Annotated in this window: 24 protein-coding genes, 1 tRNA gene and 1 pseudogene; 11 read left to right on the top strand and 15 right to left on the bottom strand. The window is 71.5% G+C overall.

All coding sequences use genetic code 11. The features are described from left to right. Nucleotides 1–95: 95 nt before the first annotated feature. The 6 genes from pyk to ACT53Q_RS13590 all read left to right on the top strand — a co-directional run bounded on the left by pyk (nucleotide 96) and on the right by ACT53Q_RS13590 (nucleotide 9,133). Nucleotides 96–1,562, top strand: a complete 1,467-nt coding sequence (gene pyk / locus ACT53Q_RS13615; RefSeq protein WP_476187178.1) for a pyruvate kinase — start codon at nucleotides 96–98, stop codon at nucleotides 1,560–1,562. Between the two features lie 530 nt (nucleotides 1,563–2,092). Then, nucleotides 2,093–2,422: a DHCW motif cupin fold protein gene (locus tag ACT53Q_RS13610; RefSeq protein WP_476187177.1), complete on the top strand. Its 330-nt coding sequence runs from the start codon at nucleotides 2,093–2,095 to the stop codon at nucleotides 2,420–2,422. Nucleotides 2,423–2,569: 147 nt separating this feature from the next. Further along, nucleotides 2,570–3,427, top strand: a complete 858-nt coding sequence (gene fabD / locus ACT53Q_RS13605; protein WP_476187176.1) for an ACP S-malonyltransferase — start codon at nucleotides 2,570–2,572, stop codon at nucleotides 3,425–3,427. A gap of 111 nt (nucleotides 3,428–3,538) precedes the next feature. Further along, the gene (locus ACT53Q_RS13600) at nucleotides 3,539–4,543 is read left to right on the top strand and encodes a class I fructose-bisphosphate aldolase (RefSeq protein ID WP_476187175.1); all 1,005 of its coding nucleotides are present in this window, start codon (nucleotides 3,539–3,541) and stop codon (nucleotides 4,541–4,543) included. Between the two features lie 381 nt (nucleotides 4,544–4,924). Next, nucleotides 4,925–6,007, top strand: a complete 1,083-nt coding sequence (locus ACT53Q_RS13595) for an efflux RND transporter periplasmic adaptor subunit (protein ID WP_476187206.1) — start codon at nucleotides 4,925–4,927, stop codon at nucleotides 6,005–6,007. A 3-nt stretch (nucleotides 6,008–6,010) separates the two neighbouring features. Then, nucleotides 6,011–9,133 carry an efflux RND transporter permease subunit gene (locus tag ACT53Q_RS13590; RefSeq protein ID WP_476187174.1) on the top strand — a complete coding sequence of 1,041 codons (3,123 nt, stop codon included), beginning with the start codon at nucleotides 6,011–6,013 and terminating at the stop codon, nucleotides 9,131–9,133. 19 nt (nucleotides 9,134–9,152) lie between these two features. Here ACT53Q_RS13590 and ACT53Q_RS13585 read toward each other — a convergent pair whose 3' ends face one another. Beyond that, nucleotides 9,153–9,632, bottom strand: a complete 480-nt coding sequence (locus ACT53Q_RS13585; protein ID WP_476187173.1) for a hypothetical protein — start codon at nucleotides 9,630–9,632, stop codon at nucleotides 9,153–9,155. 43 nt (nucleotides 9,633–9,675) lie between these two features. Further along, a complete protein-coding gene (locus ACT53Q_RS13580) occupies nucleotides 9,676–10,221 on the bottom strand; it encodes an O-acetyl-ADP-ribose deacetylase (protein ID WP_476187172.1) in 546 nt (181 codons plus the stop codon). Between the two features lie 76 nt (nucleotides 10,222–10,297). Between ACT53Q_RS13580 and ACT53Q_RS13575 the strand changes: the two genes are divergently transcribed. The 3 genes from ACT53Q_RS13575 to ACT53Q_RS13565 are packed head-to-tail and all read left to right on the top strand — an operon-like array spanning nucleotide 10,298 to nucleotide 11,968. After that, nucleotides 10,298–10,651, top strand: coding sequence for a hypothetical protein (locus tag ACT53Q_RS13575; RefSeq protein WP_476187171.1), 354 nt, complete (start codon nucleotides 10,298–10,300; stop codon nucleotides 10,649–10,651). 16 nt (nucleotides 10,652–10,667) lie between these two features. After that, entirely contained in the window at nucleotides 10,668–11,150 is a 483-nt protein-coding gene (locus ACT53Q_RS13570) for a ribosomal protein L7/L12 (RefSeq protein ID WP_476187170.1), read from the top strand. 23 nt (nucleotides 11,151–11,173) lie between these two features. Further along, nucleotides 11,174–11,968, top strand: a complete 795-nt coding sequence (locus ACT53Q_RS13565) for a TrmH family RNA methyltransferase (protein WP_476187169.1) — start codon at nucleotides 11,174–11,176, stop codon at nucleotides 11,966–11,968. On the opposite strand, the gene ACT53Q_RS13560 is transcribed toward ACT53Q_RS13565, so the two are convergent. The 6 genes and pseudogenes from ACT53Q_RS13560 to ACT53Q_RS13535 all read right to left on the bottom strand — a co-directional run bounded on the left by ACT53Q_RS13560 (nucleotide 11,913) and on the right by ACT53Q_RS13535 (nucleotide 16,698). Next, complete coding sequence (locus ACT53Q_RS13560) at nucleotides 11,913–12,731, bottom strand: 3D domain-containing protein (protein WP_476187168.1); 819 nt, start codon at nucleotides 12,729–12,731, stop codon at nucleotides 11,913–11,915. The two genes, ACT53Q_RS13565 and ACT53Q_RS13560, sit on opposite strands and share 56 nt — an antisense overlap. 398 nt (nucleotides 12,732–13,129) lie before the next feature. After that, nucleotides 13,130–13,444: pseudogene (locus tag ACT53Q_RS13555) on the bottom strand (RebB family R body protein); the annotation flags it as partial. A gap of 55 nt (nucleotides 13,445–13,499) precedes the next feature. Beyond that, nucleotides 13,500–14,933 carry a M28 family peptidase gene (locus ACT53Q_RS13550; RefSeq protein WP_476187167.1) on the bottom strand — a complete coding sequence of 478 codons (1,434 nt, stop codon included), beginning with the start codon at nucleotides 14,931–14,933 and terminating at the stop codon, nucleotides 13,500–13,502. 154 nt (nucleotides 14,934–15,087) lie between these two features. Next, nucleotides 15,088–15,501 carry a large-conductance mechanosensitive channel protein MscL gene (gene mscL, locus ACT53Q_RS13545; protein ID WP_476187166.1) on the bottom strand — a complete coding sequence of 138 codons (414 nt, stop codon included), beginning with the start codon at nucleotides 15,499–15,501 and terminating at the stop codon, nucleotides 15,088–15,090. A gap of 120 nt (nucleotides 15,502–15,621) precedes the next feature. Continuing rightward, a complete protein-coding gene (locus ACT53Q_RS13540; protein WP_476187165.1) occupies nucleotides 15,622–16,356 on the bottom strand; it encodes a fumarylacetoacetate hydrolase family protein in 735 nt (244 codons plus the stop codon). Between the two features lie 63 nt (nucleotides 16,357–16,419). Then, complete coding sequence (locus ACT53Q_RS13535) at nucleotides 16,420–16,698, bottom strand: hypothetical protein (protein ID WP_476173275.1); 279 nt, start codon at nucleotides 16,696–16,698, stop codon at nucleotides 16,420–16,422. A 97-nt stretch (nucleotides 16,699–16,795) separates the two neighbouring features. Between ACT53Q_RS13535 and ACT53Q_RS13530 the strand changes: the two genes are divergently transcribed. Beyond that, entirely contained in the window at nucleotides 16,796–17,143 is a 348-nt protein-coding gene (locus tag ACT53Q_RS13530; protein ID WP_476187164.1) for a Rieske (2Fe-2S) protein, read from the top strand. After that, a complete protein-coding gene (locus ACT53Q_RS13525; protein WP_476187163.1) occupies nucleotides 17,140–17,955 on the top strand; it encodes a hypothetical protein in 816 nt (271 codons plus the stop codon). Before ACT53Q_RS13530 ends, ACT53Q_RS13525 begins: the two co-directional genes overlap by 4 nt. A gap of 152 nt (nucleotides 17,956–18,107) precedes the next feature. On the opposite strand, the gene rocF is transcribed toward ACT53Q_RS13525, so the two are convergent. From rocF to ACT53Q_RS13490, 7 genes are all read right to left on the bottom strand, one after another. Next, nucleotides 18,108–19,031 carry an arginase gene (gene rocF, locus ACT53Q_RS13520; RefSeq protein ID WP_476187162.1) on the bottom strand — a complete coding sequence of 308 codons (924 nt, stop codon included), beginning with the start codon at nucleotides 19,029–19,031 and terminating at the stop codon, nucleotides 18,108–18,110. 25 nt (nucleotides 19,032–19,056) lie between these two features. Continuing rightward, nucleotides 19,057–19,132 (bottom strand) — tRNA-Thr (locus tag ACT53Q_RS13515). Nucleotides 19,133–19,225: 93 nt separating this feature from the next. Further along, on the bottom strand, nucleotides 19,226–19,933 hold the full coding sequence (locus tag ACT53Q_RS13510) for a hypothetical protein (RefSeq protein WP_476187161.1): 708 nt from the start codon (nucleotides 19,931–19,933) through the stop codon (nucleotides 19,226–19,228). Nucleotides 19,934–19,935: 2 nt separating this feature from the next. After that, nucleotides 19,936–20,676, bottom strand: coding sequence for a type III pantothenate kinase (locus tag ACT53Q_RS13505; RefSeq protein ID WP_476187160.1), 741 nt, complete (start codon nucleotides 20,674–20,676; stop codon nucleotides 19,936–19,938). 7 nt (nucleotides 20,677–20,683) lie between these two features. After that, the gene (locus tag ACT53Q_RS13500) at nucleotides 20,684–21,508 is read right to left on the bottom strand and encodes a biotin--[acetyl-CoA-carboxylase] ligase (protein WP_476187159.1); all 825 of its coding nucleotides are present in this window, start codon (nucleotides 21,506–21,508) and stop codon (nucleotides 20,684–20,686) included. Further along, on the bottom strand, nucleotides 21,505–22,134 hold the full coding sequence (gene plsY, locus ACT53Q_RS13495) for a glycerol-3-phosphate 1-O-acyltransferase PlsY (protein ID WP_476187158.1): 630 nt from the start codon (nucleotides 22,132–22,134) through the stop codon (nucleotides 21,505–21,507). Before plsY ends, ACT53Q_RS13500 begins: the two co-directional genes overlap by 4 nt. Continuing rightward, complete coding sequence (locus ACT53Q_RS13490; protein ID WP_476187157.1) at nucleotides 22,131–22,436, bottom strand: hypothetical protein; 306 nt, start codon at nucleotides 22,434–22,436, stop codon at nucleotides 22,131–22,133. Before ACT53Q_RS13490 ends, plsY begins: the two co-directional genes overlap by 4 nt. Nucleotides 22,437–22,481: the final 45 nt, after the last annotated feature.

The following is a 22,481-nucleotide window of genomic DNA, read 5'->3' as shown; positions in this document are numbered from 1 at the left end:
CATCGCTGGGAACGTATGCACCGCCCGGCGATGCCGATCCGGCCGGGCCGGCGTGGTAGCGTTGCGGGTCGCCCGTCAAAGCCCTGCCATCCCCGATGACCCTCCAGCGCCGACGCACCAAGATCCTCGCCACCCTCGGCCCCGCCACCGACGCCCCGGGCGTGCTCGACGCGATCCTGCGCGCCGGCGTGGACGTGGTCCGCCTCAATTTCTCGCACGGCGATCCCTCCGCGCAGGTCGCGCGCGCCGAGGCCGTGCGCGCCGCCGCGGCGCGCGTCGGCACCGAGGTCGGCATCCTCGTCGACCTGCCCGGGCCGAAGATCCGCATCGAGAAGTTCGCCAACGACAAGGTGAAACTGCGTGCCGGCGACACCTTCACGCTGGTCGCCAGCGAGGACGCGCCGCCCGGCGACGAGACCCAGGTCGGCGTGAGCTACCTCGGCCTGCCCGGCGACGTGGTCGCCGGTGACGTGCTGCTGCTCGACGACGGTGTGGTGCAGCTCGAAGTGACCGCGGTGGAGGGCGAACGCATCGTCACCACCGTGCTCAACGACAGCGAACTGTCGAACCGCAAGGGCCTGAACAAACTGGGCGGCGGCTTGTCGCTGGGCGCGCTGACCGAGCGCGATCGCGAACTGATCGCCGTCGCCGCCGAACTGCGCGCCGACTTCATCGCGGTGAGCTTCTGCCGCAACGCCGAGGACATGCAGGAAGCGCGTCGCGTGGCGCGCGCCGCCGGCAGCGATGCGTGGGTGGTGGCGAAGGTCGAGCGCGCCGAGGCGATCGAGAACCTGGTCGAGATCGTCGACGCCAGCGACGTGGTGATGGTCGCCCGCGGCGACCTCGGCGTGGAGATCGGCGATGCCGAACTGCCGGGCCTGCAGAAGAAGATCATCCGCACCTCGCTCGAACGCAACAAGGTGGTGATCACCGCGACGCAGATGCTGCAGTCGATGGTGAGCAGCCCGATCCCGACGCGTGCCGAAGTGCTGGACGTGGCGAACGCCGTCATCGACGGCACCGATGCGGTGATGCTGTCGCAGGAATCCGCCGCCGGCATGTACCCGGTGCGCGCGGTCGAGGCGATGGCGCGCATCTGCCTCGGCGCCGAACGCCAGTTCGAGCACGACACCGACTTCGAGGACGCGCCGCGCAACCTCGAACGCGCCGACCAGGCGATCGCGATGGCCGCGATGTTCCTCACCGAACACATCGGCGTGGGCGCGATCGTGGCGATGACCGAATCCGGCGGCACCGCGCGCTTCCTGTCGCGCTTCCGCGGCCGCGCGCCGATCTTCGCGTTCGCCCGCGTGCCCGCCGCGCGCCACCGCATGGCGCTGATGCGCGACGTGTTCCCGATGGACTACGACAGCCGCGGCGAGACCCCGCGCCAGGCCGCGCGCGGCAGCATCCGCAAGCTGGTCGAGGCCGGCCTGCTCGGCCCGGGCGATCGCGTGGTGTTCACCAGCGGCGAGCACATGGAAACCCACGGCGCCACCAACACCCTGCGCCTGCTGCAGGTCGGTGACGACGGCATGGCCGAGGGGTTGGGGGAGCTTTGATTCCGGGCCTCCCAATTTTTTCGAAATCCTTGGGCATTCCCGTTCCGACGACGTTCGTGAGCCCGTTCTGGTCTTGACTTGCCGGGGCCCCTGGTCGCGACGGGCTTCGCGGATCAGGCCCGCAGGGCGCGCGGCAGGAGGCCGCGCGTTTTTCGACCGGCACACGGATGTGCTGTCGAAAAACCCCGCGAAGCCCGTGCACCCGACGCGCAGCGTCGGTCGCGACCGACGGGGTGTGCTTTCTTTGGGTCACCCTTTCTTTGCACAAGCAAAGAAAGGTGACTCGCTCGCGGCAGCGAGCGAAACCCAAGGAACAGCAACAAAGCCTCAAAGCGGGATCCCGGCTTGCGCTGGGATGACGGAAGGAACGCTGTAGGTGTGGGAGAGGATGACGAACGAAGCAGGTCCCTCGCCTTCGGCTCGGGATGACGGAAAATGGCCCGAATCAGCACGCGATGATCTGCCGGGACAAACATGGGCATACATCAGACCCTGATGCCCCGCACCTTGCACACCGCCAAGAGGCCCGCATGGAACTCCACGACATTCCCTTCTGCACCACCGACTGGTCCGCGGTCGAGCGCACGGTGCATCCGGGCGAGACCGGCGCCGCGCAGTGGCGCACGCAGCGCTTCGGCGCGGTGCGGGTGCGGATGGTCGAGTATTCGCCCGGCTATCTCGCCGACCACTGGTGCGAGAAGGGCCACGTGCTGCTGTGCCTCGCCGGCGAACTGCGCACCGAGCTGGCCGACGGCCGCGTGTTCACGCTGACGCCGGGGATGAGCTACCAGGTGGCCGACGGCGCCGAGGCGCACCGGTCGTCCACCGACATCGGCGCGACCCTGTTCGTCGTCGATTGAGGTCCGCCATACGCCGGCGTCCGGCGTTTCTCCCCGGGTCGCCTGCCTTGCCGCCGCGCCGCCGCGGCGTACAGAATGCGGACCCGCCTCGCATCGCCGCGGCGTCCTTTTCCTCTTTTCCCCCTCAGCTTTCGCACGGAGTCCGTCATGCTCGCATTCGTTTTCCCCGGCCAGGGTTCGCAGAAGAAGGGCATGGGCCAGGGCCTGTTCGACGAAGTCGGCGAGTACGCCGGCATCGAGCAGGACGTCGACGCGCTGCTCGGCTACTCGATGCGCCAGCTCTGCCTCGAAGACCCCGGCGACAAGCTCAAGGACACCCGCTACACCCAGCCGGCGCTGTACGTGGTCAATGCGCTGCACACCAAGAAGGCGCTGGCCGACGGCGCGCGGCCGCAGTGGCTCGCGGGCCACAGCCTCGGCGAATACAACGCGCTGCTGGCCGCCGGCGTGTTCGATTTCCTCACCGGCCTGCGCCTCGTGCAGAAGCGCGGCGAACTGATGTCGCAGGCGCGCGGCGGCGGCATGGCCGCGGTGATCGGCCTCGACGCCGGCATCATCGCGAACGTGCTGCGCGACAACGGCCTGGTCGCGACCGACGTCGCCAACTTCAATTCGCCGTCGCAGACGGTGATCTCCGGTCCGGTCGAGGACATCGACCGCGCCGGCCCGCTGCTGCAGGCCGCCGGTGCGCGCATGTGCATGCCGCTGCCGGTCAGCGCCGCGTTCCACTCGCGCTACATGGCCGATGCCGCGCGCGAGTTCGAGACCTTCCTCGCGCCGTTCGAGTTCGCCGCGCCGCGCACCCCGGTGATCGCCAACCTCACCGCGCAGCCGTACCCGGCCGACGCCGCGGCGGCCAAGGCGCTGCTGGTCGGCCAGATCACCGGTTCGGTGCGCTGGGTCGAGAGCGTGCGTTACCTCGCGGCACAGGGCGTGGACCGCTTCGAGGAAATGGGCCCGGGCAATGTCCTCGCCCGTCTGGTCCAGCAGATCCGGGCGGCCTGAGCCCCGGCACCCGGGCCGGACAGCCGGTCCGGTCCCCCGGCGGGGGAGGGGCGAGGAAGGAGGGGCAGGTATAATCCCGGGATTCCCCGCCGCTCCTCCAGGACCCTTCCAATGAGCATCGAACAGCTTGCCGATATCGCCCGCGCCATGGTCGCCCCGGGCAAGGGCATCATCGCGATCGACGAATCCAACAGCACCATCGCCAAGCGCTTCGCCGGCGTCGGGATCGAGAACACCGAAGAGAACCGCCGCGCCTACCGCGAGCTGCTGCTGACCACGCCGAACCTCAACCAGCACATCTCCGGCGCGATCCTGTTCGACGAGACGCTGCGCCAGTCGACGAAGGACGGCGTGCCGTTCGCCAAGGTGATGATGGACAACGGCATCATCCCCGGCATCAAGGTCGACAAGGGCACCCACGCGCTGGCCGGCTGCCCGGGCGAAGTCGTCACCGAAGGCCTCGACGGCCTGCGCGAGCGCCTGAAGGAATACGCCGCCCTCGGCGCGAAGTTCGCGAAGTGGCGCGCGGTGATCACCATCGGCGAGGACACGCCGTCCGGCACCTGCATCGACGCCAACGTCCATGCCCTCGCGCGCTATGCCGCGCTGTGCCAGGAGCAGGGCATCGTGCCGATGGTCGAGCCGGAAGTGCTGATGGACGGCGAGCACGACATCGAGGAGTGCTACAACGTCACCGAAGCCACGCTGCGCGCGCTGTTCGATGCGCTGTACCAGCAGAACGTCGACCTGCAGGGCACCATCCTGAAGGCGTCGATGGTCGTCTCCGGCAAGGACTGCGAAGAGCAGGCCTCGGTCGACGAAGTCGCCGAATACACGCTGATGTGCCTGCGCTCGACCGTGCCGGCGATCCTGCCGGGCATCGTGTTCCTCTCCGGCGGCCAGAGCGACGAGGACGCCACCGCGCACCTCAACGCGATGAACCAGTTGGGTCCGAACCCGTGGCCGCTGTCGTTCTCGTACGGCCGCGCCATGCAGTCGGCGGCGCTGAAGCTGTGGTCGCAGGACCTCGTCGGCAACTTCGGCAAGGCGCAGGAGACGGTGTTCGCTCGCGCCCGCGACAACGGCCTGGCCGCGCTGGGCCAGTGGGGCGGCTGATCGTTCGACTTTGGTCGCATGCGATCGCCTGAGGCGATCGTCGCAAACGCTTCCCGGACGCCGGCCTCGTGCCGGCGTCCGTCGTTCCGGCGCCGCGAAACGCAGCGTTGCCCCGACGCGCCGGCATAGGCCGAAGGTCATGGGTGCGCGACGCGGATGCGCGTTCTGCGCGGGAAAACGCCGATTTCACGACGATCAATGCGTTTTGCAAGCCATTCGCGAATGCCGGGAATCGCGAACGCTGCCGCTACAATCGGGATCACTGAGTCGATGGACTGCCCGATGCTCCCACGCCTGCCCACGGACGCGGCGCCCCGGTGCGCCGCGTGTCCCGCTGCATCCGCCCGCGCTGCATCCGCCCGCGTGATCGCGCGCGTCGCGATGCTTGCCCTGGCCGCCTGCCTGCTCGCCGCCTGCGGCGGCAAGGACGATGCCGCGTCCGGCAAGCCCGGTGGTCCCGGCGGCAACGATCGCCCCGCGACCGTCACCACGCTGCGCCTGCAGCCCGAATCCTTCGCCGAGCGCACGTCCGCGATCGGCACGGTGAAGGCGCACGAGTCGGTGACGATCACCGCGAAGGTCAGCGAACTCGTCGACGCGGTGCATTTCGAGAGCGGGCAGGAGGTGCGCGCCGGCGCGCCGCTGGTCACGCTGTCCGACCGCCAGCAGCGTGCGGCGCTCGTCGAGGCGCAGGCCAACGCCGAGGACGCCGAGCGCATCTACCGCCGCCAGAGCGAACTGGCCGCGCAGCAGTTGATCGCGCGCTCGCAGTTCGACACCCAGCGTGCCGCGCGCGACGCCGCCAACGCCCGCGTCGGACAGATCCGCGCGCAGCTCGCCGATCGCGTCATCCGCGCGCCATTCGCCGGCACGCTCGGCATCCGCCAGGTCAGCCCGGGTGCGCTGGTCGCGCCGGGCACCGCGGTGGCGACGCTCGACGACGTCACCCGCGTCTACGTCGATTTCCCGCTGCCCGAAGCGCTGCTGTCCACGGTCGCGCCGGGACGTCCGATCAGCGGTCGCGCCGAGGCGTGGCCGGGTCGCAGCTTCACCGGCAACGTCTCCGCGATCGACGCGCGCATCGATCCCGCGACGCGCGCGGTGACGGTACGCGCTGACCTGCCGAACCCCGAACGCCTGCTGCGCCCGGGCATGCTGATCAACGTCGACTTGCCGGGCGTCGCGCGCGAGACGCTGCGCGTGCCGGAGATCGCGGTGGTGCAGATCGGTCGCGACAGCTACGTCTACCGCGCGAAGGACGACGGTACCGTCGAACAGGTCGCGGTGACGCTCGGTGCGCGCGCCGACGGCAAGGTCGAACTGGTCTCCGGCGTGCGCGCGGGCGACCGCGTGGTGATCGAAGGCACCGGCAAGCTGCGGCCGGGCGGCAAGTTCGTCGAGGCGAAGTCCACGCCGGCCGCCGCACCTTCCGCCGGCGCTGCACCCGCGGCGACGAAGGGCTGACCGATGCGCCTGTCCGACGTCTCGATCGAACGGCCGGTCTTCGCGACCGTGATGAGCCTGCTGCTGATCGTGCTCGGGCTGATGTCGTACAGCCGGCTCACGCTGCGCGAACTGCCGGCGATCGATCCGCCGGTGGTGTCGGTGGACGTGAGCTACACCGGTGCGTCCGCGGGCGTGGTCGAGACCCGCATCACCCAGGTGCTGGAGGACGCGCTGTCGGGCATCGAGGGCATCGAGAGCCTGCAGTCGCGCAGCGTCAACGGCCGCTCGACGGTGACGATCGAGTTCACGCTGAAGCGCGACATCGAGGCCGCTGCGAACGACGTGCGCGATGCGATCAGCCGCGTCGCCGATCGCCTGCCGGAAGAGGCCGACGCGCCGCAGGTGCAGAAGGCCGACAGCGATTCCGACGTGATCCTGTGGTTGAACATGAGTTCGACCTCGATGGACACGCTGCAGCTGAGCGATTATGCCGACCGCTACGTGGTCGACCGCCTTTCGTCGCTGGACGGCGTGTCGCAGGTGCGCATCGGCGGCCAGCAGCGCTACGCGATGCGCATCTGGCTGGACCGCGACGCGCTGGCCGCGCGCGGCCTCACCGCCGGCGACGTCGAGAGCGCGCTGCGCAGCGAGAACGTCGAACTGCCGGCGGGCCGCATCGAATCGGCGAACCGCGACTTCACGCTGCGCGTCGAACGCAGCTACCGCACGCCGCAGGAGTTCGCGACGATCCCGCTCGCGAAGGGCAAGGACGGCTATGTCGTCCGCCTGGGCGACGTGGCGAAGGTCGAGCTGGCCTCGTCCGAACGCCGCGCGTATTTCCGCAGCAACGGCGAGCCGAACATCGGCCTCGGCATCATCAAGACCTCGACCGCGAACAGCCTCGACGTGGCCCGCGCCGCGCGTGCCGAGGCCGAGCGCATCCAGAAGAGCCTGCCCAAGGGCACGCGCATCTTCGTCGCCTACGACACGACGGTCTTCATCGAGGCCGCGGTCGAGCGCGTGTGGGACACGCTGTTCGAGGCGATCGTGCTGGTGCTGCTGGTGATCTGGCTGTTCCTCGGCAGCGCGCGCGCCGCGCTGATTCCGGCGGTGACGGTGCCGGTGTGCCTGGTCGCCGCGTTCATCGCGCTGTACGCGTTCGACTTCTCGATCAACCTGCTCACGCTGCTGGCGCTGGTGCTGTGCATCGGCCTGGTGGTGGACGACGCGATCGTGGTGCTGGAGAACATCCAGCGCCGCGCCGACCTCGGCGAGCCGCCGCTGGTCGCCGCGCGCCGCGGCACCGCGCAGGTTGCGTTCGCGGTGATCTCCACCACCGCGGTGCTGGTGGCGGTGTTCCTGCCGATCGGCTTCCTCGAAGGCAACACCGGCCGCCTGTTCCGCGAACTGTCGGTGGCGCTGGCCGCGGCGGTCGCGATTTCCGCGCTGGTCGCGCTCACGCTCACGCCGATGATGTCGTCGAAGCTGGTGCATCCGCATGCGGCGGATCGCCCGAACCGCTTCCATGCGTTCATCGCGCGCCAGCTCGACCGCACGTCGCGGGGCTATCGCCGCGTGCTCGACCGCAGCCTCGATCGCACGTGGCTGTTCGGCGTGCTGATGATCGCCGCGCTCGGCGGCAGCGCGCTGCTGTTCAAGCTGGTGCCGAGCGAACTGGCGCCACCGGAGGATCGCGGCGTGTTCTTCGCCAGCGTGGTCGGCCCCGAGGGCGCGGGCTTCGACTACACCGTCGGCCAGGTGCAGCAGGTCGAGAAGATCCTGCTGCGCGACACCGGCGCGGGCAAGCCGATGCAGCGCGTCAACACGCGCGTGCCGGGCAGCTTCGGCGCCAGCGAGGAAATGCACACCGGCCAGGCGATCGTGTTCCTGCAGGACTGGGACAAGCGCAAGGTCACCACCGACGACGTCGTGTCGCAGGTGCGCAAGGAACTCGGCGGCCTGCCCGGCGTGCGCGTGAATCCGCAGCTGCGCACCGGCCTGACCCGCAACAACGGCCAGCCGTTTCAGTTGGTGATCGGCGGCCCCGATTACGCCGAACTCGCGCAGTGGCGCGACCGCATCCTCGCGCGCATGGAGAAGAACCCGAACTTCTTCTCCGCCGATTCCGACTACAAGGAAACGCGGCCGCAGATGCGGGTGGAGATCGACCACGCGCGCGCCGCCGACCTCGGCGTGTCGGTGAACGAGATCGGCCGCACGCTGGAAACGATGATGGGCAGCCGCCGCGTCACCACCTTCGTCGACAACGGCGAGGAATACGACGTGATGCTGCAGGCCGGCCGCGCCGTGCGCGCGACGCCGTCCGACCTCGCGGCGATCCAGGTGCGAGGCCGCGACGGCGCGCTGATCCCGCTGTCGAACCTGGTGAAGATCGACGAGATGGCCGAAGCCGGCAGCCTCAACCGCTTCAACCGCCTGCGCGCGATCACCATCTCTGCCGGCCTCGCGCCGGGCTACCGCATGGGCGACGCGATCGCGTGGACCGAGCAGGCGGTGAAGGAAGAACTGCCGGCGAGCGCGCAGATCGACTGGAAGAGCGAATCGCGCGAATTCCGCAAGGCCGGCGGCGCGGTGCTGATCACCTTCGCGATGGCGCTGCTGGTGGTGTACCTGGTGCTGGCCGCGCAGTTCGAGAGCTTCCTGCATCCGCTGGTGATCATGCTGACCGTGCCGCTGGGCGTGGCCGGCGCGCTGCTCGGATTGTGGGTGGGCGGCAGCACGCTCAACCTCTTCAGCCAGATCGGCATCGTGATGCTGGTGGGCCTGGCCGCGAAGAACGGCATCCTGATCGTCGAGTTCGCCAACCAGTTGCGCGACGACGGCCGTGACGTGCGCGAGGCGATCCTCGAATCCTGCACGGTGCGCCTGCGCCCGATCCTGATGACGTCGGTGGCGACGATCGTCGGCGCGGTCCCGCTGGTCGTCGCCGGCGGCCCGGGCTCGGCCAGTCGCTCGACCATCGGCATCGTGGTGATCGCCGGCGTCGCGTTCTCCACGCTGCTGTCGCTGTTCGTCGTGCCCGCGTTCTACCGCGTGATCGCGCCGTACACGCGCTCGCCGGAAGCGCTGAAGCGCAAGCTCGAAGCGCTGGAAGCGGAGACGCCGCAGGTCGGCGGGCACTGAGCCCGCCGTTTCGCGGCCGTCAGTCGCGCGATTCGGGTTCGCGGTGGTCTCGCGCCGCCCGTACCCGGTCGGCTTCCGGCCAGGCTTCGATCAGCGGGACGCGGGGTTTCGGGCGCGGCGTGCGGTGGCCGTCCGACCAGGCGTGGGCCAGCATGACGGCGCCGATGATCGTGCCGAAGGGAAACGCCAGCAGCAGGCGCATGGCGGCCTCGATCGAGCCTTCGCGCGTCCACGCCTCGCCCCGGCGCAAGCCCCACGCCAGACAGGCATGCAGCAGCATCGAGTAGGCGAAAAAGCCGGTCGTCGCGAGGCGCCGTTCCCAGTTGTCGGCATTCAGGGTGGCGATCGCGGCAACCACCAGCACGAGGCACAGCGCGGCGAGCACGGTGTGCACCCAGGCCATGCGCAGATCGGCGGGTTCGGGGCGGGCGGGAATGGCCATCGTGGCTCCTTGCGGTCGGTGTCCTGTTCCGCGTATCCGGGCGATCGGGAGGATCATGCGCGGATCGGCATGCGGCCGCCTGTGCCGTCGCAGGGATTGCTTACGCAGGATCGGAACCACCGCGGCCATCGTCCGTCGTCGCCAGCGCGCGGCGATAGGCATCGGCCATCGCCGCGTCGAACGCGCAGAGGATCACGCGTAGCTCGGCAGGCGCATGCGCGCGCAGCGTGCGCACCGAGACCTCGGCCGCGCGATCGGGCGGATAGCCGAACACGCCGCAGCTGATCGCGGGGAACGCGATCGACCGGATGTCGTGTTCGATCGCCAGACGCAGGACTTCGCGGTAACAGCTCGCGAGCAGTTCGGGTTCGCCCTCGCGGCCGCCGTGCCAGACCGGGCCGACGGTGTGGATGATCCAGCGCGCCGGCAGGCGGAAACCGGGCGTGATCCGCGCCTCGCCGACGGGACAGCGCACGAACGGCCGCACCATCGGGATCGCCTTGCAGGCCGCGGACAGGTCAGGCCCGGCGGCGCGGTGGATCGCGCCGTCGACCCCGCCGCCGCCGGCTAGCGCCGCGTTGGCGGCGTTGACGATGGCATCCACGTCCAGCGTGGTGATGTCGCCCAGACGAACCTCGACGGGCATGGCGGCGGCTCCGTGACCCGCGGGGAGACGGGGGACGCGCTATGCTGCGACGAGACCGCCTTCCGGGAAAGCCGCCATGAACACGACGAGCCAGGTGCAGCGGGCCGTGGTCGAAGCGCTGGCGCGCGGCGACAAGGCCGGTGCGATCAAGCTGCTGCGCGATGCCACCGGCGGCGACCTCCGGGGCGCCCTGGCGCTGGTGCAGCGGCTCGCGGCCGAGGCGCAGGTGGCGAAGGTGGACGGCAGCGTGAGCAACGGCGCGCCGCGCACGCCCGAACCGCAGTCGATGCAGGCCGCCGAGCGGCGCACCGCGGCGCTGTTCGACGAGACGCGCCCGCCCACGGTGATGCCCGGCGATCATCCCGGCCGCGGCGTGCTGTGGCTGTTGATCGTGCTGATGTGCGCCGTGGTCTGGGCGCTGTCGCACTGACCGGAGGCGTCGCCGCATGGACCCGCGCCCCTCGCTGCCGCAGGACGTGATCGACGCGATCGCCCGCGGCAACCGGATCGACGCGATCAAGCGCCTGCGCGAAGCCGCGCGGATCGACCTCAAGACCGCGCACGAGGCAGTCGAAGCCTTCGCCAACGGCCAGCCGTTGCCGTCGCTCCCGGGCCTGTCGATGTCGACGGCGGGGCTGTCGCAGGCCGCGGCGTCCCTGCTGCCCGACGACGTGCTGGACGCGCTGCGCGGCGAGAACAAGATCGAAGCGATCAAACGGCTGCGCGAGGCGACCGGTCTCGGCCTGAAGGAAGCGAAGGATCTGGTCGAGGCGCACGAGGCTGGCGGTGCGGGTGTCGTCGGCCCACGGTCGACGGCCGCGGCGCCGATGCCGACGGTGGTCTCCGGCCGCAGCGGCGTCGGGATCGGGCCGATCCTCGCGCTGGTCGTCGCGGCCGCGCTGGCGGCCTGGTGGTGGTTCGGCCGCTGAGCCGCGGCGCGTAGAATGCGGGGATGTCATCGGTCCCGCCGTCTTCGTACCCGCCCCCCGCCGCGCCCGGCGGCGATGCGCGTCGCCGTCGCGACGCCGAACTCCGCCTGTACGGCCTGAACGCGGTGCGTGCCGTGTTCGCACGCCGGCCGCAGGCCCTCCGCAAGCTCTATCTCGCCGAAGCGACCATCCCGAAGCTCCAGCCGCTGCTGAAGTGGTGCGTCGCGCATCGCGTCGGCTACCGCGTGGTGGCGCCGGAGGAACTGCAGAAGCTCGCCGCGAGCGCGCACCACGAAGGCGTGGTCGCCGAGGTGCTGCGCGAGGAACCGACGCCGCTGTCGACGTGGCTGCGCGACCTGCCACTCGGTCCATGCTGCGCGCTGTGGCTGGACGGCGTGGGCAACCCGCATAACCTCGGCGCGATCCTGCGCTCGGCCGCGCATTTCGGCATCGCTGCGGTGCTGCTGCCGAAGCATTCGACGCTGGCGTTGTCCGGCGCCGCCGCGCGCGTGGCCGAAGGCGGCGCCGAAGCGGTGCCCTTCGTGCGCCTCGGCCGCGAGGACAACGCGATCGCGCAGCTGCACGGCGCCGGCTTCGGCCTCGCCGCGACCGTCGTGCGCGGCGGCGGCGACCTGTTCGCCGCGAAGCTGCCCGAGCGGCTGGTCTACGTGCTCGGCGCCGAAGGCGAGGGCATGGACGCCGAACTCGCCAAGGCCTGCGACCAGCGCCTGTCGATCCCCGGCACCGGCGCGGTCGAGAGCCTCAACGTGGCGGCGGCGACGGCGGTGCTGTTGGCGGCGTGGGCGCGGCGTCGCTGAGCGTCGCGGCGGCGTCGGTGGTCGGGCGGTGCAGGCCCGAGAGGTAGTCCGCGATCTTCGCGTCGTCGATGACCGAGGCGTCGAACGTCTTCGTCGCGTCGCTGTGCACGAAGCCCGGGAAGCAGTTCGACGTGGCGACGCCGCAGAACACGTCGATGTGCGTCTGCTTGATCGCACCGCCGGTGTCCGCGGCGAAGAAGTAGCCGTCGTGCGCGACCTGCGTGCCGTCGGGCAGCGTCACCGGCACGCCGCGCGCGCCGGGCACGTATAGCACCGTGCCGAACTTCAGTGTCCCGGGATCGACCGCGATCGTGCGGTACGGCACCAGATCGAAATCGCCCGTGCCTTCGCCGTACGGCCCGCGCGAGCGCTTGAAGCGCGAACGACCGAGCGCGCCGGCCCAGGGCTTGCCGGCCGGATCCAGCGCCAGCACCTGCACGCAGTCGACCTGCGCGTCAGCGGCCTTGCCCGCGTAGTTGTACGTCGTCGTGCCGGTGTCCGTCGTCACCGCGACCGTGCCTTCCAGCGCGGCGAGGCACCAGTCGTGCGGGGACAGCGTCGGGCCGATCGTCGCGCCAGCGAGATCCAGCAGCGGCAGGCCCGCCGTCGCCACGGTGGCCGGATGCACGTTGTAGTGCGTGGCCCAGAGCCGGACGTGCTGAGCGGTCGCGACCTCGGGTGGCGGCAACGCGAACGTGTCCTGCGCCGCCGCCGACGTGACGGCGCAGAGCAGGCACCACAGGACGGCGGCCGAGCGGCGCATCACTCCATCCGCTGGATCACCTGCAGCACCGCTTCGTATTCCTTCGCCTTCTCCGGCTCGCGCAGCATCGCCGCGAGCGTGGCGGCGAGCGCGGCTTCCTGCAGGACGTGGACACGGGCCTCGTGCTCGCTGCGGTCGATCGTGTGCAGCGCGTGCGCCATCGTGTCGACGGCCGCATGCAGGCCGGCGATGAAGTCGTTGCTGCTGCCGAGCACGGTCTCGTTCACGAAGGTCACCGCGTCCCGGATCTGCTGCGCGATGTCCGCCGCGCCGGCATCGTCGGAGGCCGGATCGGTCGCGGCGGCAGGCGCCACCGCGACCTGGGCCGTTGCGGCAGTGGCGGTGTCGGCCGCCGACTCGGGCGCCGCCGCCATCGCCTTCGGCGCGGCCTGCATGCGGAAGGCATTCAGCACGGTCAGCAGGCTGGTCAGATTGTCGGCGATGCCGGTTTGCGCGATTTTCTCGGTAGCGCCAGCCGCGGCGGTGGTGTCGAGGCTGTAGATCTGCATCACGCCCATGTTCGCGGCGGCCTGCGCCAGCGTGTTCTGCTGTTGCTGCGCAGCCACGGCGTTCTCGAACAGGATGCCGGTCGAGTGCGCGAGCGACTGGTAGATACTGCCCATCGCCATGGCCGGCGCTTCGCCGAGGACCTTGACGTTGGCCTGGGTGATCGAATCGGTGATCTGCGAATTGACGGCGGTCGGGAATGCCATGGGTCTGTCCTTGATCCGGGAGTGAAGGGCGAAGGCGCGGCGTGCGGTGCGGCGATCAGGGTTTCGTGGTCTCCGCCGGCTTCGGCGCGCTGCCGAAACCGCCGTCGGCCGAGGCGGCGAGATAGGCGAACACCGCATACGCCGCGGTGTTCTGCGCCAGCGCGTCGGGATCGATCTTGTCGAGCGTGTCGTCCGGCGTGTGGTGCAGGTCGAAGTAGTCGGTGCCGTCCTGCTTCAGCGAGGCCCACGCCGCGCCTTCGGCGGCGATCGCGCCCACGTCCGACGCCGGATGGCCGTCGGCCACGGCGTCGATGCCCAGCGGCTTCAGCGCTTCGGCGATGCGCGCGGCGGCGGCCTGCGCCTGCGGCGGCGCGCTGGTGGCGAAGGCGTAGATGCGGCCGGCGCCGAAATCGCTCTCGGCCACCATCTGGTGCCTGGCGACGTTGACCTTTTGCGCATCGGCGTAGGCCTTGCCGCCGTACAGGCCCTGCTCCTCGTTGGCGAACGCGATCACGCGGATCGTGCGCGGCGGGCGCTGCGCCTTCGGCAACTGCGCGATGAGGCGACCCGCGCCCATGCCGATGGCGACGCCGGCGCCGTCGTCGATCGCGCCGGTGCCGAGGTCCCAGGAATCGAGGTGCCCGCCGATGACGACGACTTCGTCGCGCCGCTTACGGTCGCGGCCGGTGACCTCGCCGATCACGTTGTACGAGGTCGCGGTGCCGTCCCAGCCGCAATCCAGCGCGACGCGGATGCGCACCGGCGCGCCCAGCGCGACGAGGCGCGCGAGCTGCTCGGCGTCGGGCACCGACAGCGCGGCCGACGGGATCGGCGTCAGGCCGTCGTCGAAGCGGGTGATGCCGGTGTGCGGGTTGCGGTGGTGGTCTGTGCCGGCCGAGCGCATCACGTAGGCCGCGGCGCCGGCGCGGATCGCCGCCGACGGGCCGCGACCGCGGACCTTGCTGCCTTCGCCGTAGCCGGCGCCGTCGCGGGCACGGGCCATCGGGAAATCGACGAACGCGATCTTGCCGGCGAGCGAGCCCGCGGGCGCGGCTTCCAGCGCGGCGAGATCGGCGAAGCGCACCACCTCGCCCTCGACCGTGCCGCCCGGGCTGCCGCCCAGCGCGGTGAGATGCAGCGGTTGCGCGTGCGCGCCGAGCACGGCGCCGGATTCGCCGCGGCGCTCCCACTTCGGGAACGTCACTTCCTGGCGCCAGACCTTGTCGTAGCCAAGCGCGCGGAACTTCGCTTCGGCCCAGGCTACGGCGCGGGCGTCGGCCTCGCTGCCGGCGAGGCGCGGGCCGACTTCGGTGGTCAGCGATTCGACCGCGTCCCACGCGGTGCGGTCGTGCAGCGCGGTCTCGCGCAGCTGCGCCGCGGTGGCCATGGCCGCGTCCGGGATGCGGGTCTCGGGCGGCGAGGCGGCGCCGGCGGCGGAGGACATCGCCGCGACGGCGACGGCGAGGGACCACGACAGCTTCTGACGCATCGACGCTTCTCCCGGCCGGTGTTCCGGCGCACGAAAACACGGAAGCCGCGAGCGTAGCAGCCCGCGGCTTCCGGGGACCCCTGCCATCGGTCCCGGGACCGGCGGCGAGCGGGAAAACAGTGTCTCGCTGCGTCAGCGCTGCGCCGGCTCGGCGTCAGCGCTTCATCAGGTCGCGGATCTCGCGCAGCAGCACCACGTCTTCCGGCGTCGCGGCCGGGGCAGGCGCGGCTTCCTCGGCGCGCTTGAGCCGGTTCATCGCCTTGATCACGAGGAACAGCACGAACGCGACGATGGTGAAGTCGATGATCGTCTGCACGAACGCGCCGTACTTGATCGCCACCGCCGCGGCGGTTTCCTTGCCGTCGGGGCCGATCACCGCGTCCTTCAGCACGAAGGCGGCCTTGCTGAAATCGACGCCGCCGGTGAGGAAGCTGATGACCGGCATGATCACGCCGTCCACGAGCGCGCTGACGATCTTGCCGAAGGCCCCGCCGATCACCACGCCCACGGCGAGGTCGACGACGTTGCCCTTCATCGCGAATTCCTTGAATTCGGACATCATGCCCATGACGCTGCTCCCCGGAGATGGATGTGGGCGCAGTCTATCGCCGCGGTCGCGGCCCGTGGGCGTCGGCCCGGGCTTTTTTCCGACGCAGCATACCGGCGGACACGCCGCCGGGTGCGGGCGTCAGCGCGGCGGCGCGATCCGGCAGGTCAGCGCCAGCACGTCGTCCAGCGCGCCTTCGCAGACGTCGCCCGGCTGCAGCGCGGCGACGCCGGCCGGCGTGCCCATGAAGACCAGGTCGCCGGCCTTCAGCGCGAACAGCTTCGACAGCTCGTGCAGGATCTCCGGCACGTCCCAGATCAGCTGGTCCAGCGTCGATTGCTGGCGCAGCGTGCCGTTCACGAGCAGCGACAGCGTGCGCGGGCCGAGCGCGCCGATCTCGTCGGCCGGCCGCAGCGCGGAGATCGGCGCGGATTCGTCGAACGCCTTGGCGATGTCCCACGGCAGGCCCTTGGCCTTGGCCGCGGCCTGCAGGTCGCGGCGGGTGAGGTCCAGGCCGACGCCGTAGCCGAACACCAGCGCGCCGGCGTTCTCGGGATCGAGCACGCCGGGCGGCGCGTCCTCGCCCAGCGCGACCACCAGCTCGATCTCGTGGTGCAGGTCCTGCGTGCCGGGCGGGTAGGCGGCGTCGGCGCCGTCGATCACCAGCGCATCCGCGGGCTTGGTGAAGAACACCGGCGTGCCGCGATCGGCCTTCGAGGCGGGCACCGCGGCGCCCATCTCGCGGGCGTGGTCGGCGAAGTTGCGGCCGACGCAGAAGATGCGGCGCACCGGGAAATCGCCGGACACATCGTGGCCGCGCACCGGGACGCGCACGATGGCGGGCGGCGGGAGGAGATCGCGAGCGGAATCGTTCATGCCCGCATGATCGCGCGGGCGCGGGCACGGCGTCGAGTGGCCGCGGCGGGTTGGCTCAGTCGCTCAGCGGCCGACCGTCAGCGCCGGACGGCGCACGACGCGGTATTCGGCGTCCAGCGGCGCGCCAGCGGCGAGCGGCTTGTTGCGCTGCTTCCACAGCCGATACAGCAGGCCGGCGGTGAGCATCGCCGCGCCGATCGCCAGCCCGAACAGCAGCAGCACCGCGAGCAGGCCCACGCCGAACAGCGCGAGCACGACGCGGAGCACGCGGTGACGCGGCTTGCGCGGTGCGAAGAAGGCGTCGAAACGGCGGCGATGGCGGGACGAGCGGAACGCGAACATGCGGGCGTGTCGTGACACACTAGGACGGCCAGCGGCCAGTGGTCGCAGTATCGGACGGCTCATGACGGATGGTGTGAGGACTTCGTTAAACCCCGGTGTGACCTCCGGCACGGAAGCGTCACCGCTGATCGCGCTGTCCGCGTTGGCGGACGGCGTGCCGGCCGAGGTCGAGGCCACGGTGGACGGCAGCGCCGAATCGCTGATCGTGCTGCGTCGCGGCGGCCAGGTCCGCGCCTGGCTCAACATCTGCCCGCATGCCGGGCGCCGCCTCGACTGGGCGCCGGGCCGCTTCCTGCTGTCGAAGGGACAGCTCGTCTGCGCCGCGCACGGCGCCACGTTCGAACCCGACGCCGGCCTGTGCGTCGCCGGCCCGTGCCGCGGGCAGTCGCTGCGCGCGGTGGCGGTGGCGGTGATCGGCGACGGCGTGTTCCTGGCGACGCCATGAATCGCGTTGCCCGCCCGTTCGCGCTGTCGTTGCTGCTGGCGATGCCCGTGGCGTCCTTCGCCGACGGCATGGCGGCCGCGGCCGCTGCACCCGCATCGGCGACGCCCGCGCCCGCGTGTTTCAGCGCGCGCGACGTCCGTGAAGCGCGGCAGAGCGATGCGCGCACGCTGGTGGTCCGCCTGAACGATGAAAGCCGCTGGCGCCTCGCGCTCGGCGAAGGCTGCCCCAACGCGCTGTGGTCGGAGCAGCCGCGCCTGCTCAGCCCGCGCGGACAGGTGTGCACCGGCGGTGGTGCATGGCTGGATCGCGGCGACCGTCGCTGCGCCGTGCTCGACGTCGCCCGCATCGACGCCCGCGAATACGCCGACCATGCGCTGCGGGCCCGCAACAGGCAGCCCACGGCGGACGACCTCGACACGATCGTCGTCCGCGGCAAGCGCGTGCGCGGTTTCGTCGGCAGCACGGCGTATTGCGTCGACGCCCGCCACGTCCGCGGCTGGCGCGACGACGGCAGCGACCTCGTGCTCGAAACCTCGCCGACGCGCAGCGGCGGCCATCGCTATTACCGCGTCGAATTCAACGGCGTCTGCTCCGAGATGGGCACGATGACGCAGCTCGTGCTGAAGTCGCAGGTCGGCGGCACCGCGATCTGCGGCCATCCCGGCGACCGCGCCGTGTTCTCGCGCGACGAGGACGAATTGGCATTCGGCGCCGGCATCGCCCGCCGCATCGTCGAACGCGGCCTCGCCGCGCAGGCCGGCTGCTCGATCGCCCGCGTCTACCCGATCCTGCCGGGCGATCCGGGCGGTTGACCGCTGGCGGCAAATGGATTGCGTACCGGTTGCGTCGTCCTGTTCCATCAGGTTGTCGGTAGAGCGGCCTTCAGGCCGCTCCATGCCAACGTGTCCGTGGGAAGCAGCGGCCTGAAGGCCGCTCTACCGGGCGGGCGCCGGATTTCCTGCGCTCAATCCCGCATCAGCGTCGACTTGCCGAACAGGCTTTCCACCAGGTCGACCGCGAGTTCGGCGGTGGCGTTGTGGTTGTCGAGGGCGGGGTTGAGTTCGACGATGTCCAGCGAGGCGAGGCGGCCGGTGTCGGCGATCATCTCCATCACCAGCTGCGCTTCGCGGTAGTTCGGGCCGCCGGGGACGGTGGTGCCGACGCCGGGGGCGATGCTGGGGTCGAGGAAGTCGACGTCGAAGCTGACGTGCAGGTGGGTGTCGTCGTCGAGGTCTTCCAGCGCTTCCTCGATCGCGCGCTTCATGCCGACCTCGTCGATGTAGCGCATGTCGTAGATGTCGAGGCCGTGGTCCTTCACCAGCCGCTTTTCCTCGGGATCGACCGAGCGGATGCCGATCTGGCGGATCTCGTCCGGGCGCAGCGCGGGCGCGTCGCCGCCGAGGCGGACCAGCGCCTCGGGGCCGAGGCCGCACAGGCAGGCCACCGGCATGCCGTGGACGTTGCCCGAGGGCGTGACCGTGCTGGTGTTGAAGTCGGCGTGCGCGTCCAGCCACAGCACGCGCAGCTTGCGGCCGGTGGCGCGGCAGTGGCGGGCGACGGCGGTGATCGAACCCACGCCGAGGCAGTGGTCGCCGCCGAGCACGATCGGCATGCGGCCGGCCGTCAGTTCGGCGCCGACGGCGTCCATCAGCAGGCGGTTCCAGGCCACGACTTCGGGCAGGTGGCGGTAGCCGTCGACCGGCGGCTGCCACGGGTTGGCCGGGCCGGCGAGGTTGCCGCGGTCGACCACGTCGATGCCGCGCGCGGCCAGCGCCTCGCCCAGGCCGGCGATGCGCAGCGCTTCGGGCCCCATGCGGGCGCCCCGGTGGCCGGCACCGATGTCGGTGGGCACGCCGATCAGGGACACGGGCGGGAAGCTGCGCTGCATGCGGAGTCCAGGGGCTGGGGGAAGATGGTGCCGACAGTCCGAATCGAACGGACGACCTACCGCTTACAAGGCGGTTGCTCTACCAGCTGAGCTATGCCGGCACGGGGCCGATGCCGCGACCGCGGATCGGGGACCCGGATTCTAGCAGCCGTTTTCGGGCGATCGCCCGGAACGCGGCCGCCCTCGGGCCCGGGTCAGCGCGGCCCGGCGCAGTCGATCGGCCGGGCCTGCGCGGCGCCGGCGCGGCGGCGCAGGGCGCCGGCATCGGCGGCGCCGGCCACGGCCAGTTCCACCCAGAACGCGCTGCGGGTCTCGCCCAGCGCTTCGGCCTTCGCGTCGAAGCCGGCCGCGCGCAAGGCCGCGACGTGCTGGCGGGCGCGGTCCTCGGTGCTGAACCGGCCCAGCGCGATGCTGTTGGCTTCGGCGCCGTTGCCGACCACCAGCAGGTCGGTGAAGCCGGCGGCGCGCAGGCGGCCGGCGGCGGCATCGGCGGCTGCGCGGTCGGCCGCGGGCGGCAGGAAGACACGCCAGCCGCGATCACGGCCGGCGGGTTGCGTCTGTTCGCGGATCGCGATGCGGGTGGCGCCGGCGCGCAGCGCGGCCTGCGCCTGGCCGGCGGCCACGGCGTCGGCGAACGGGCCGAGGCGCAGGCAGGTGTCGTTCGACGGCGGCGGCGGGAGGTCGGCCGCGGCGGCGGGCGCGGCGGTGGCCTCGGCGGGAGTGTCGTCGACCGCGGCGGGCGCGGGCGCCGGCCGCAGTTCCGGGTGTTCGCTGACCAGCGACAGCCGAGCGACCCCCGACGGCGCTTCCGCGGGCGTCGTCGCGGGCGGGTCGGTGTGCAGCAGCCACCAGGCAGCCGCCCCCAGGTTCAGGACCACCAGCAGCACGAGAAAGGCGCGCATCGTCATCCGGGCATTCTCGCCCAGACCGCCAGCCCCTCCAACACGAGCGACGGCGCGCGCTCGCCGTCGGCCGGCAGTGCGTCGGCCAGCGCCTCGACACCGCCGCCATGCAGCAGCAGGCGTGGCACGGTGCCGAGCCGCGCTTCCGCATCTCGCAGCGCCTGTGCGACCAGCGCCGCCGCGGCGCCGTCGCAGCCGGAGCGCAGCGCGTCCGGCGTGGTGTCGGCGAAGGCATGGAACGCGCCGCCGGTTTCAGGCAACTGCGCCGCACGCGCATGCAGCGCCTCGCGCATCAGCGCGGGCGAGGGCGCGATGCGGCCGCCGTGGTGCCGGCCGTCGTCGTCGACCAGATCGATCGTGAGGGCCGTGCCGATGCCGACCGCCAGCGTCGCCGCCCGCGGATGCCGCGCGCAGGCGCCCAGCATCGCGAGGAAACGATCGGCGCCGAGCGTCGACGGATCGGCATACGCGATGCGCAGGTCGCCGCAGCGCGACGCCGTGCGCGCGATCGAGAGCCGCCCGCAGCGCGCGGTCAGCGCGTCGAGCAGCGCGACCCGCAGCGCCGGCGCGGCGACGCTGGTCAGCGCCGCGGCGTCGAAACGTGCGGGCAGCGCCGCGTCCCAGCCGTCGGGCAGGCATGCGCCGTCGTGCGCGATCGCGATGACGTCGCCGAGGCTGCCGTCGTCGCGCAGCGGCGCGCACTTCAGCCGGGTGTTGCCGAGGTCGAACAGCCACGTGCTCATGCGCGCCTCACGTCGTCGATCCCGCCTGCCGGCGCACGCTGACCTCGCCCGCGTGCAGCCGCAGCGGGCCGTCGCGCGTGCGCAGCACCAGCGCGCCGTCGTCGTCGAGCCCGGACGCGATGCCGAGCACCTCGCGCTCGCCGATCCGCGCCGTCACCTGCATGTCGCGCAGCGCGTCGCGGGCCTCGAAGCGCGGCAGGAACGGGCGCAGGCCTTCGGCATCGAACAGGCGCAGCGCCGACGCCAGCCGCGACAGCAGCGTCGCCGCGACGACATTGCGCGACGGCGTCCGCGCACCGAGCAGCGCGTGCAGGTCGGTCCACGGCTGGTCGATCGCGGCCGCGGCGTCGGCCGGCATGCGCACGTTGAGGCCGAGGCCGATCACCGCGCGCGGCCGTCCGTCCTGCAGCCCGCCTTCGATCAGGACGCCACCGAGCTTGCGCAATCCGCCGTGCGCATCGTCGATCACGAGATCGTTCGGCCATTTCAGGTCGACCTCGGTCGCGCCGAGCGCGTGCAGCGCTTCCGCGGCGGCAACGCCGACGACCAGGCTCAGTCCGCCGAGTCGTGCGACATCGCCGGCGAACGTCCGCGCCAGCGACAGATAGAGATTCGCGCCCGGCGGCGAGGCCCAGACGCGGCCGTGGCGACCGCGGCCGCCGTCCTGGCGTTCGGCGAACAGTGCGGCGAGGCCGGCGTCCGGCGTGCGCCGGCGCAGCAGTGCGCTGTTGGTCGAATCGATGACGTCGACGACCTCGATCGCGGCGAACGCACTGCGTGCGTCGACGTCGAGCGCTGCGTGGATCGCGTCCGCGTCGAGGGCGTCGCTCATGCGCGTCCGCGCCGGGCGAGGCGATGCAGCAGCCGCGCCTTCTCGAAGCGCGATTCGGTGCCGGCGCGCAGCCGCGCGAGGTTGCCGCGATGCGTCCACGCCAGCAGCGCCGCGGCGGCGAGCGCGAACGCCAGCCGCGGTGTGGCCGCATGCGTCAGCGTCGCGAGCGCGGCCAGCGCCAGCCCCGCCAGCACCGTGCCGAGGCCGACGTAGCCGGTGAGCACCAGCACCGTGATCCACGTCGCCAGCAGCACCGGCACCGCCGATGGCCACAGCACCAGCGTCGCGCCGATCACCGTGGCCGCGCCCTTGCCGCCGCGGAAGCCGTGCCACACCGGCCACACGTGGCCGACCACCGCCGCGAACGCGGTCGCGTACGCCAGCCAGGCCGCATCCGGTGCCTCGGCGAAGCGCAATCCCAGCCATGCCGCCAGCGCGCCCTTGCCGATGTCGATGACCACCACGCCGAGCGCGAACTTCAGCCCCTGCGTGCGGAACGCGTTGGTGCCGCCGGCGTTGCCGCTGCCCTGCGTGCGGATGTCGACGCCGCGCAGCTTGCCGAGCAGCAGGCTGCCGGACAGCGAGCCGAGCAGGTAGGCGGCGAGGACGAGCAGCGCCGCGCTCACGGTTCCGCCTTCACGCGGCGGCCGAACACGCCGTTCGCGCCGATCCAGCCGTTGATGTAGCCCTTGTTGTTGCCGATCTGGAAACGCATGCCGTCGATGGCCTTGATCAGGTGCAGGTATTCGGCGCAGTGGACCCGGCAGAGCACGATGTCGTCGACGCGCAGCGACGCGGCGTCGACGACCGGTTCGACCGTGCAGAGTTGGCCCGATTCGATGCGGCCGGTCATGGAGCCGCCGCGCGGCCGGAACGCCACCGTCTCGCCCTGCTTCAGTCGTTCGATGTAGGCGGTCGCCCAGCCCATGCGTCGTGCGTGTCCGTGTTCGTCGCGGCGGATGATCGCATGCCG

It is taken from the genome of Lysobacter sp. DMC97 (assembly GCF_056313745.1).
Note: the sequence above shows the minus strand (reverse complement) of the source record. Positions and strands in the feature narration are given on the sequence as shown.

Excerpts from the sequence above, each read along its gene's own strand:
- pyk (WP_476187178.1), top strand. The coding sequence starts at position 96 with ATGACCCTCCAGCGCCGACGCACCAAGATCCTCGCCACCCTCGGCCCC.
- ACT53Q_RS13610 (WP_476187177.1), top strand. The coding sequence starts at position 2,093 with ATGGAACTCCACGACATTCCCTTCTGCACCACCGACTGGTCCGCGGTC.
- fabD (WP_476187176.1), top strand. The coding sequence starts at position 2,570 with ATGCTCGCATTCGTTTTCCCCGGCCAGGGTTCGCAGAAGAAGGGCATG.
- ACT53Q_RS13600 (WP_476187175.1), top strand. The coding sequence starts at position 3,539 with ATGAGCATCGAACAGCTTGCCGATATCGCCCGCGCCATGGTCGCCCCG.
- ACT53Q_RS13595 (WP_476187206.1), top strand. The coding sequence starts at position 4,925 with ATGCTTGCCCTGGCCGCCTGCCTGCTCGCCGCCTGCGGCGGCAAGGAC.
- ACT53Q_RS13590 (WP_476187174.1), top strand. The coding sequence starts at position 6,011 with ATGCGCCTGTCCGACGTCTCGATCGAACGGCCGGTCTTCGCGACCGTG.
- ACT53Q_RS13585 (WP_476187173.1), bottom strand. The coding sequence starts at position 9,632 with ATGATCCTCCCGATCGCCCGGATACGCGGAACAGGACACCGACCGCAA.
- ACT53Q_RS13580 (WP_476187172.1), bottom strand. The coding sequence starts at position 10,221 with ATGCCCGTCGAGGTTCGTCTGGGCGACATCACCACGCTGGACGTGGAT.
- ACT53Q_RS13575 (WP_476187171.1), top strand. The coding sequence starts at position 10,298 with ATGAACACGACGAGCCAGGTGCAGCGGGCCGTGGTCGAAGCGCTGGCG.
- ACT53Q_RS13570 (WP_476187170.1), top strand. The coding sequence starts at position 10,668 with ATGGACCCGCGCCCCTCGCTGCCGCAGGACGTGATCGACGCGATCGCC.
- ACT53Q_RS13565 (WP_476187169.1), top strand. The coding sequence starts at position 11,174 with ATGTCATCGGTCCCGCCGTCTTCGTACCCGCCCCCCGCCGCGCCCGGC.
- ACT53Q_RS13560 (WP_476187168.1), bottom strand. The coding sequence starts at position 12,731 with ATGCGCCGCTCGGCCGCCGTCCTGTGGTGCCTGCTCTGCGCCGTCACG.
- ACT53Q_RS13550 (WP_476187167.1), bottom strand. The coding sequence starts at position 14,933 with ATGCGTCAGAAGCTGTCGTGGTCCCTCGCCGTCGCCGTCGCGGCGATG.
- mscL (WP_476187166.1), bottom strand. The coding sequence starts at position 15,501 with ATGGGCATGATGTCCGAATTCAAGGAATTCGCGATGAAGGGCAACGTC.
- ACT53Q_RS13540 (WP_476187165.1), bottom strand. The coding sequence starts at position 16,356 with ATGAACGATTCCGCTCGCGATCTCCTCCCGCCGCCCGCCATCGTGCGC.
- ACT53Q_RS13535 (WP_476173275.1), bottom strand. The coding sequence starts at position 16,698 with ATGTTCGCGTTCCGCTCGTCCCGCCATCGCCGCCGTTTCGACGCCTTC.
- ACT53Q_RS13525 (WP_476187163.1), top strand. The coding sequence starts at position 17,140 with ATGAATCGCGTTGCCCGCCCGTTCGCGCTGTCGTTGCTGCTGGCGATG.
- rocF (WP_476187162.1), bottom strand. The coding sequence starts at position 19,031 with ATGCAGCGCAGCTTCCCGCCCGTGTCCCTGATCGGCGTGCCCACCGAC.
- ACT53Q_RS13510 (WP_476187161.1), bottom strand. The coding sequence starts at position 19,933 with ATGCGCGCCTTTCTCGTGCTGCTGGTGGTCCTGAACCTGGGGGCGGCT.
- ACT53Q_RS13505 (WP_476187160.1), bottom strand. The coding sequence starts at position 20,676 with ATGAGCACGTGGCTGTTCGACCTCGGCAACACCCGGCTGAAGTGCGCG.
- ACT53Q_RS13500 (WP_476187159.1), bottom strand. The coding sequence starts at position 21,508 with ATGAGCGACGCCCTCGACGCGGACGCGATCCACGCAGCGCTCGACGTC.
- ACT53Q_RS13490 (WP_476187157.1), bottom strand. The coding sequence starts at position 22,436 with ATGGGCTGGGCGACCGCCTACATCGAACGACTGAAGCAGGGCGAGACG.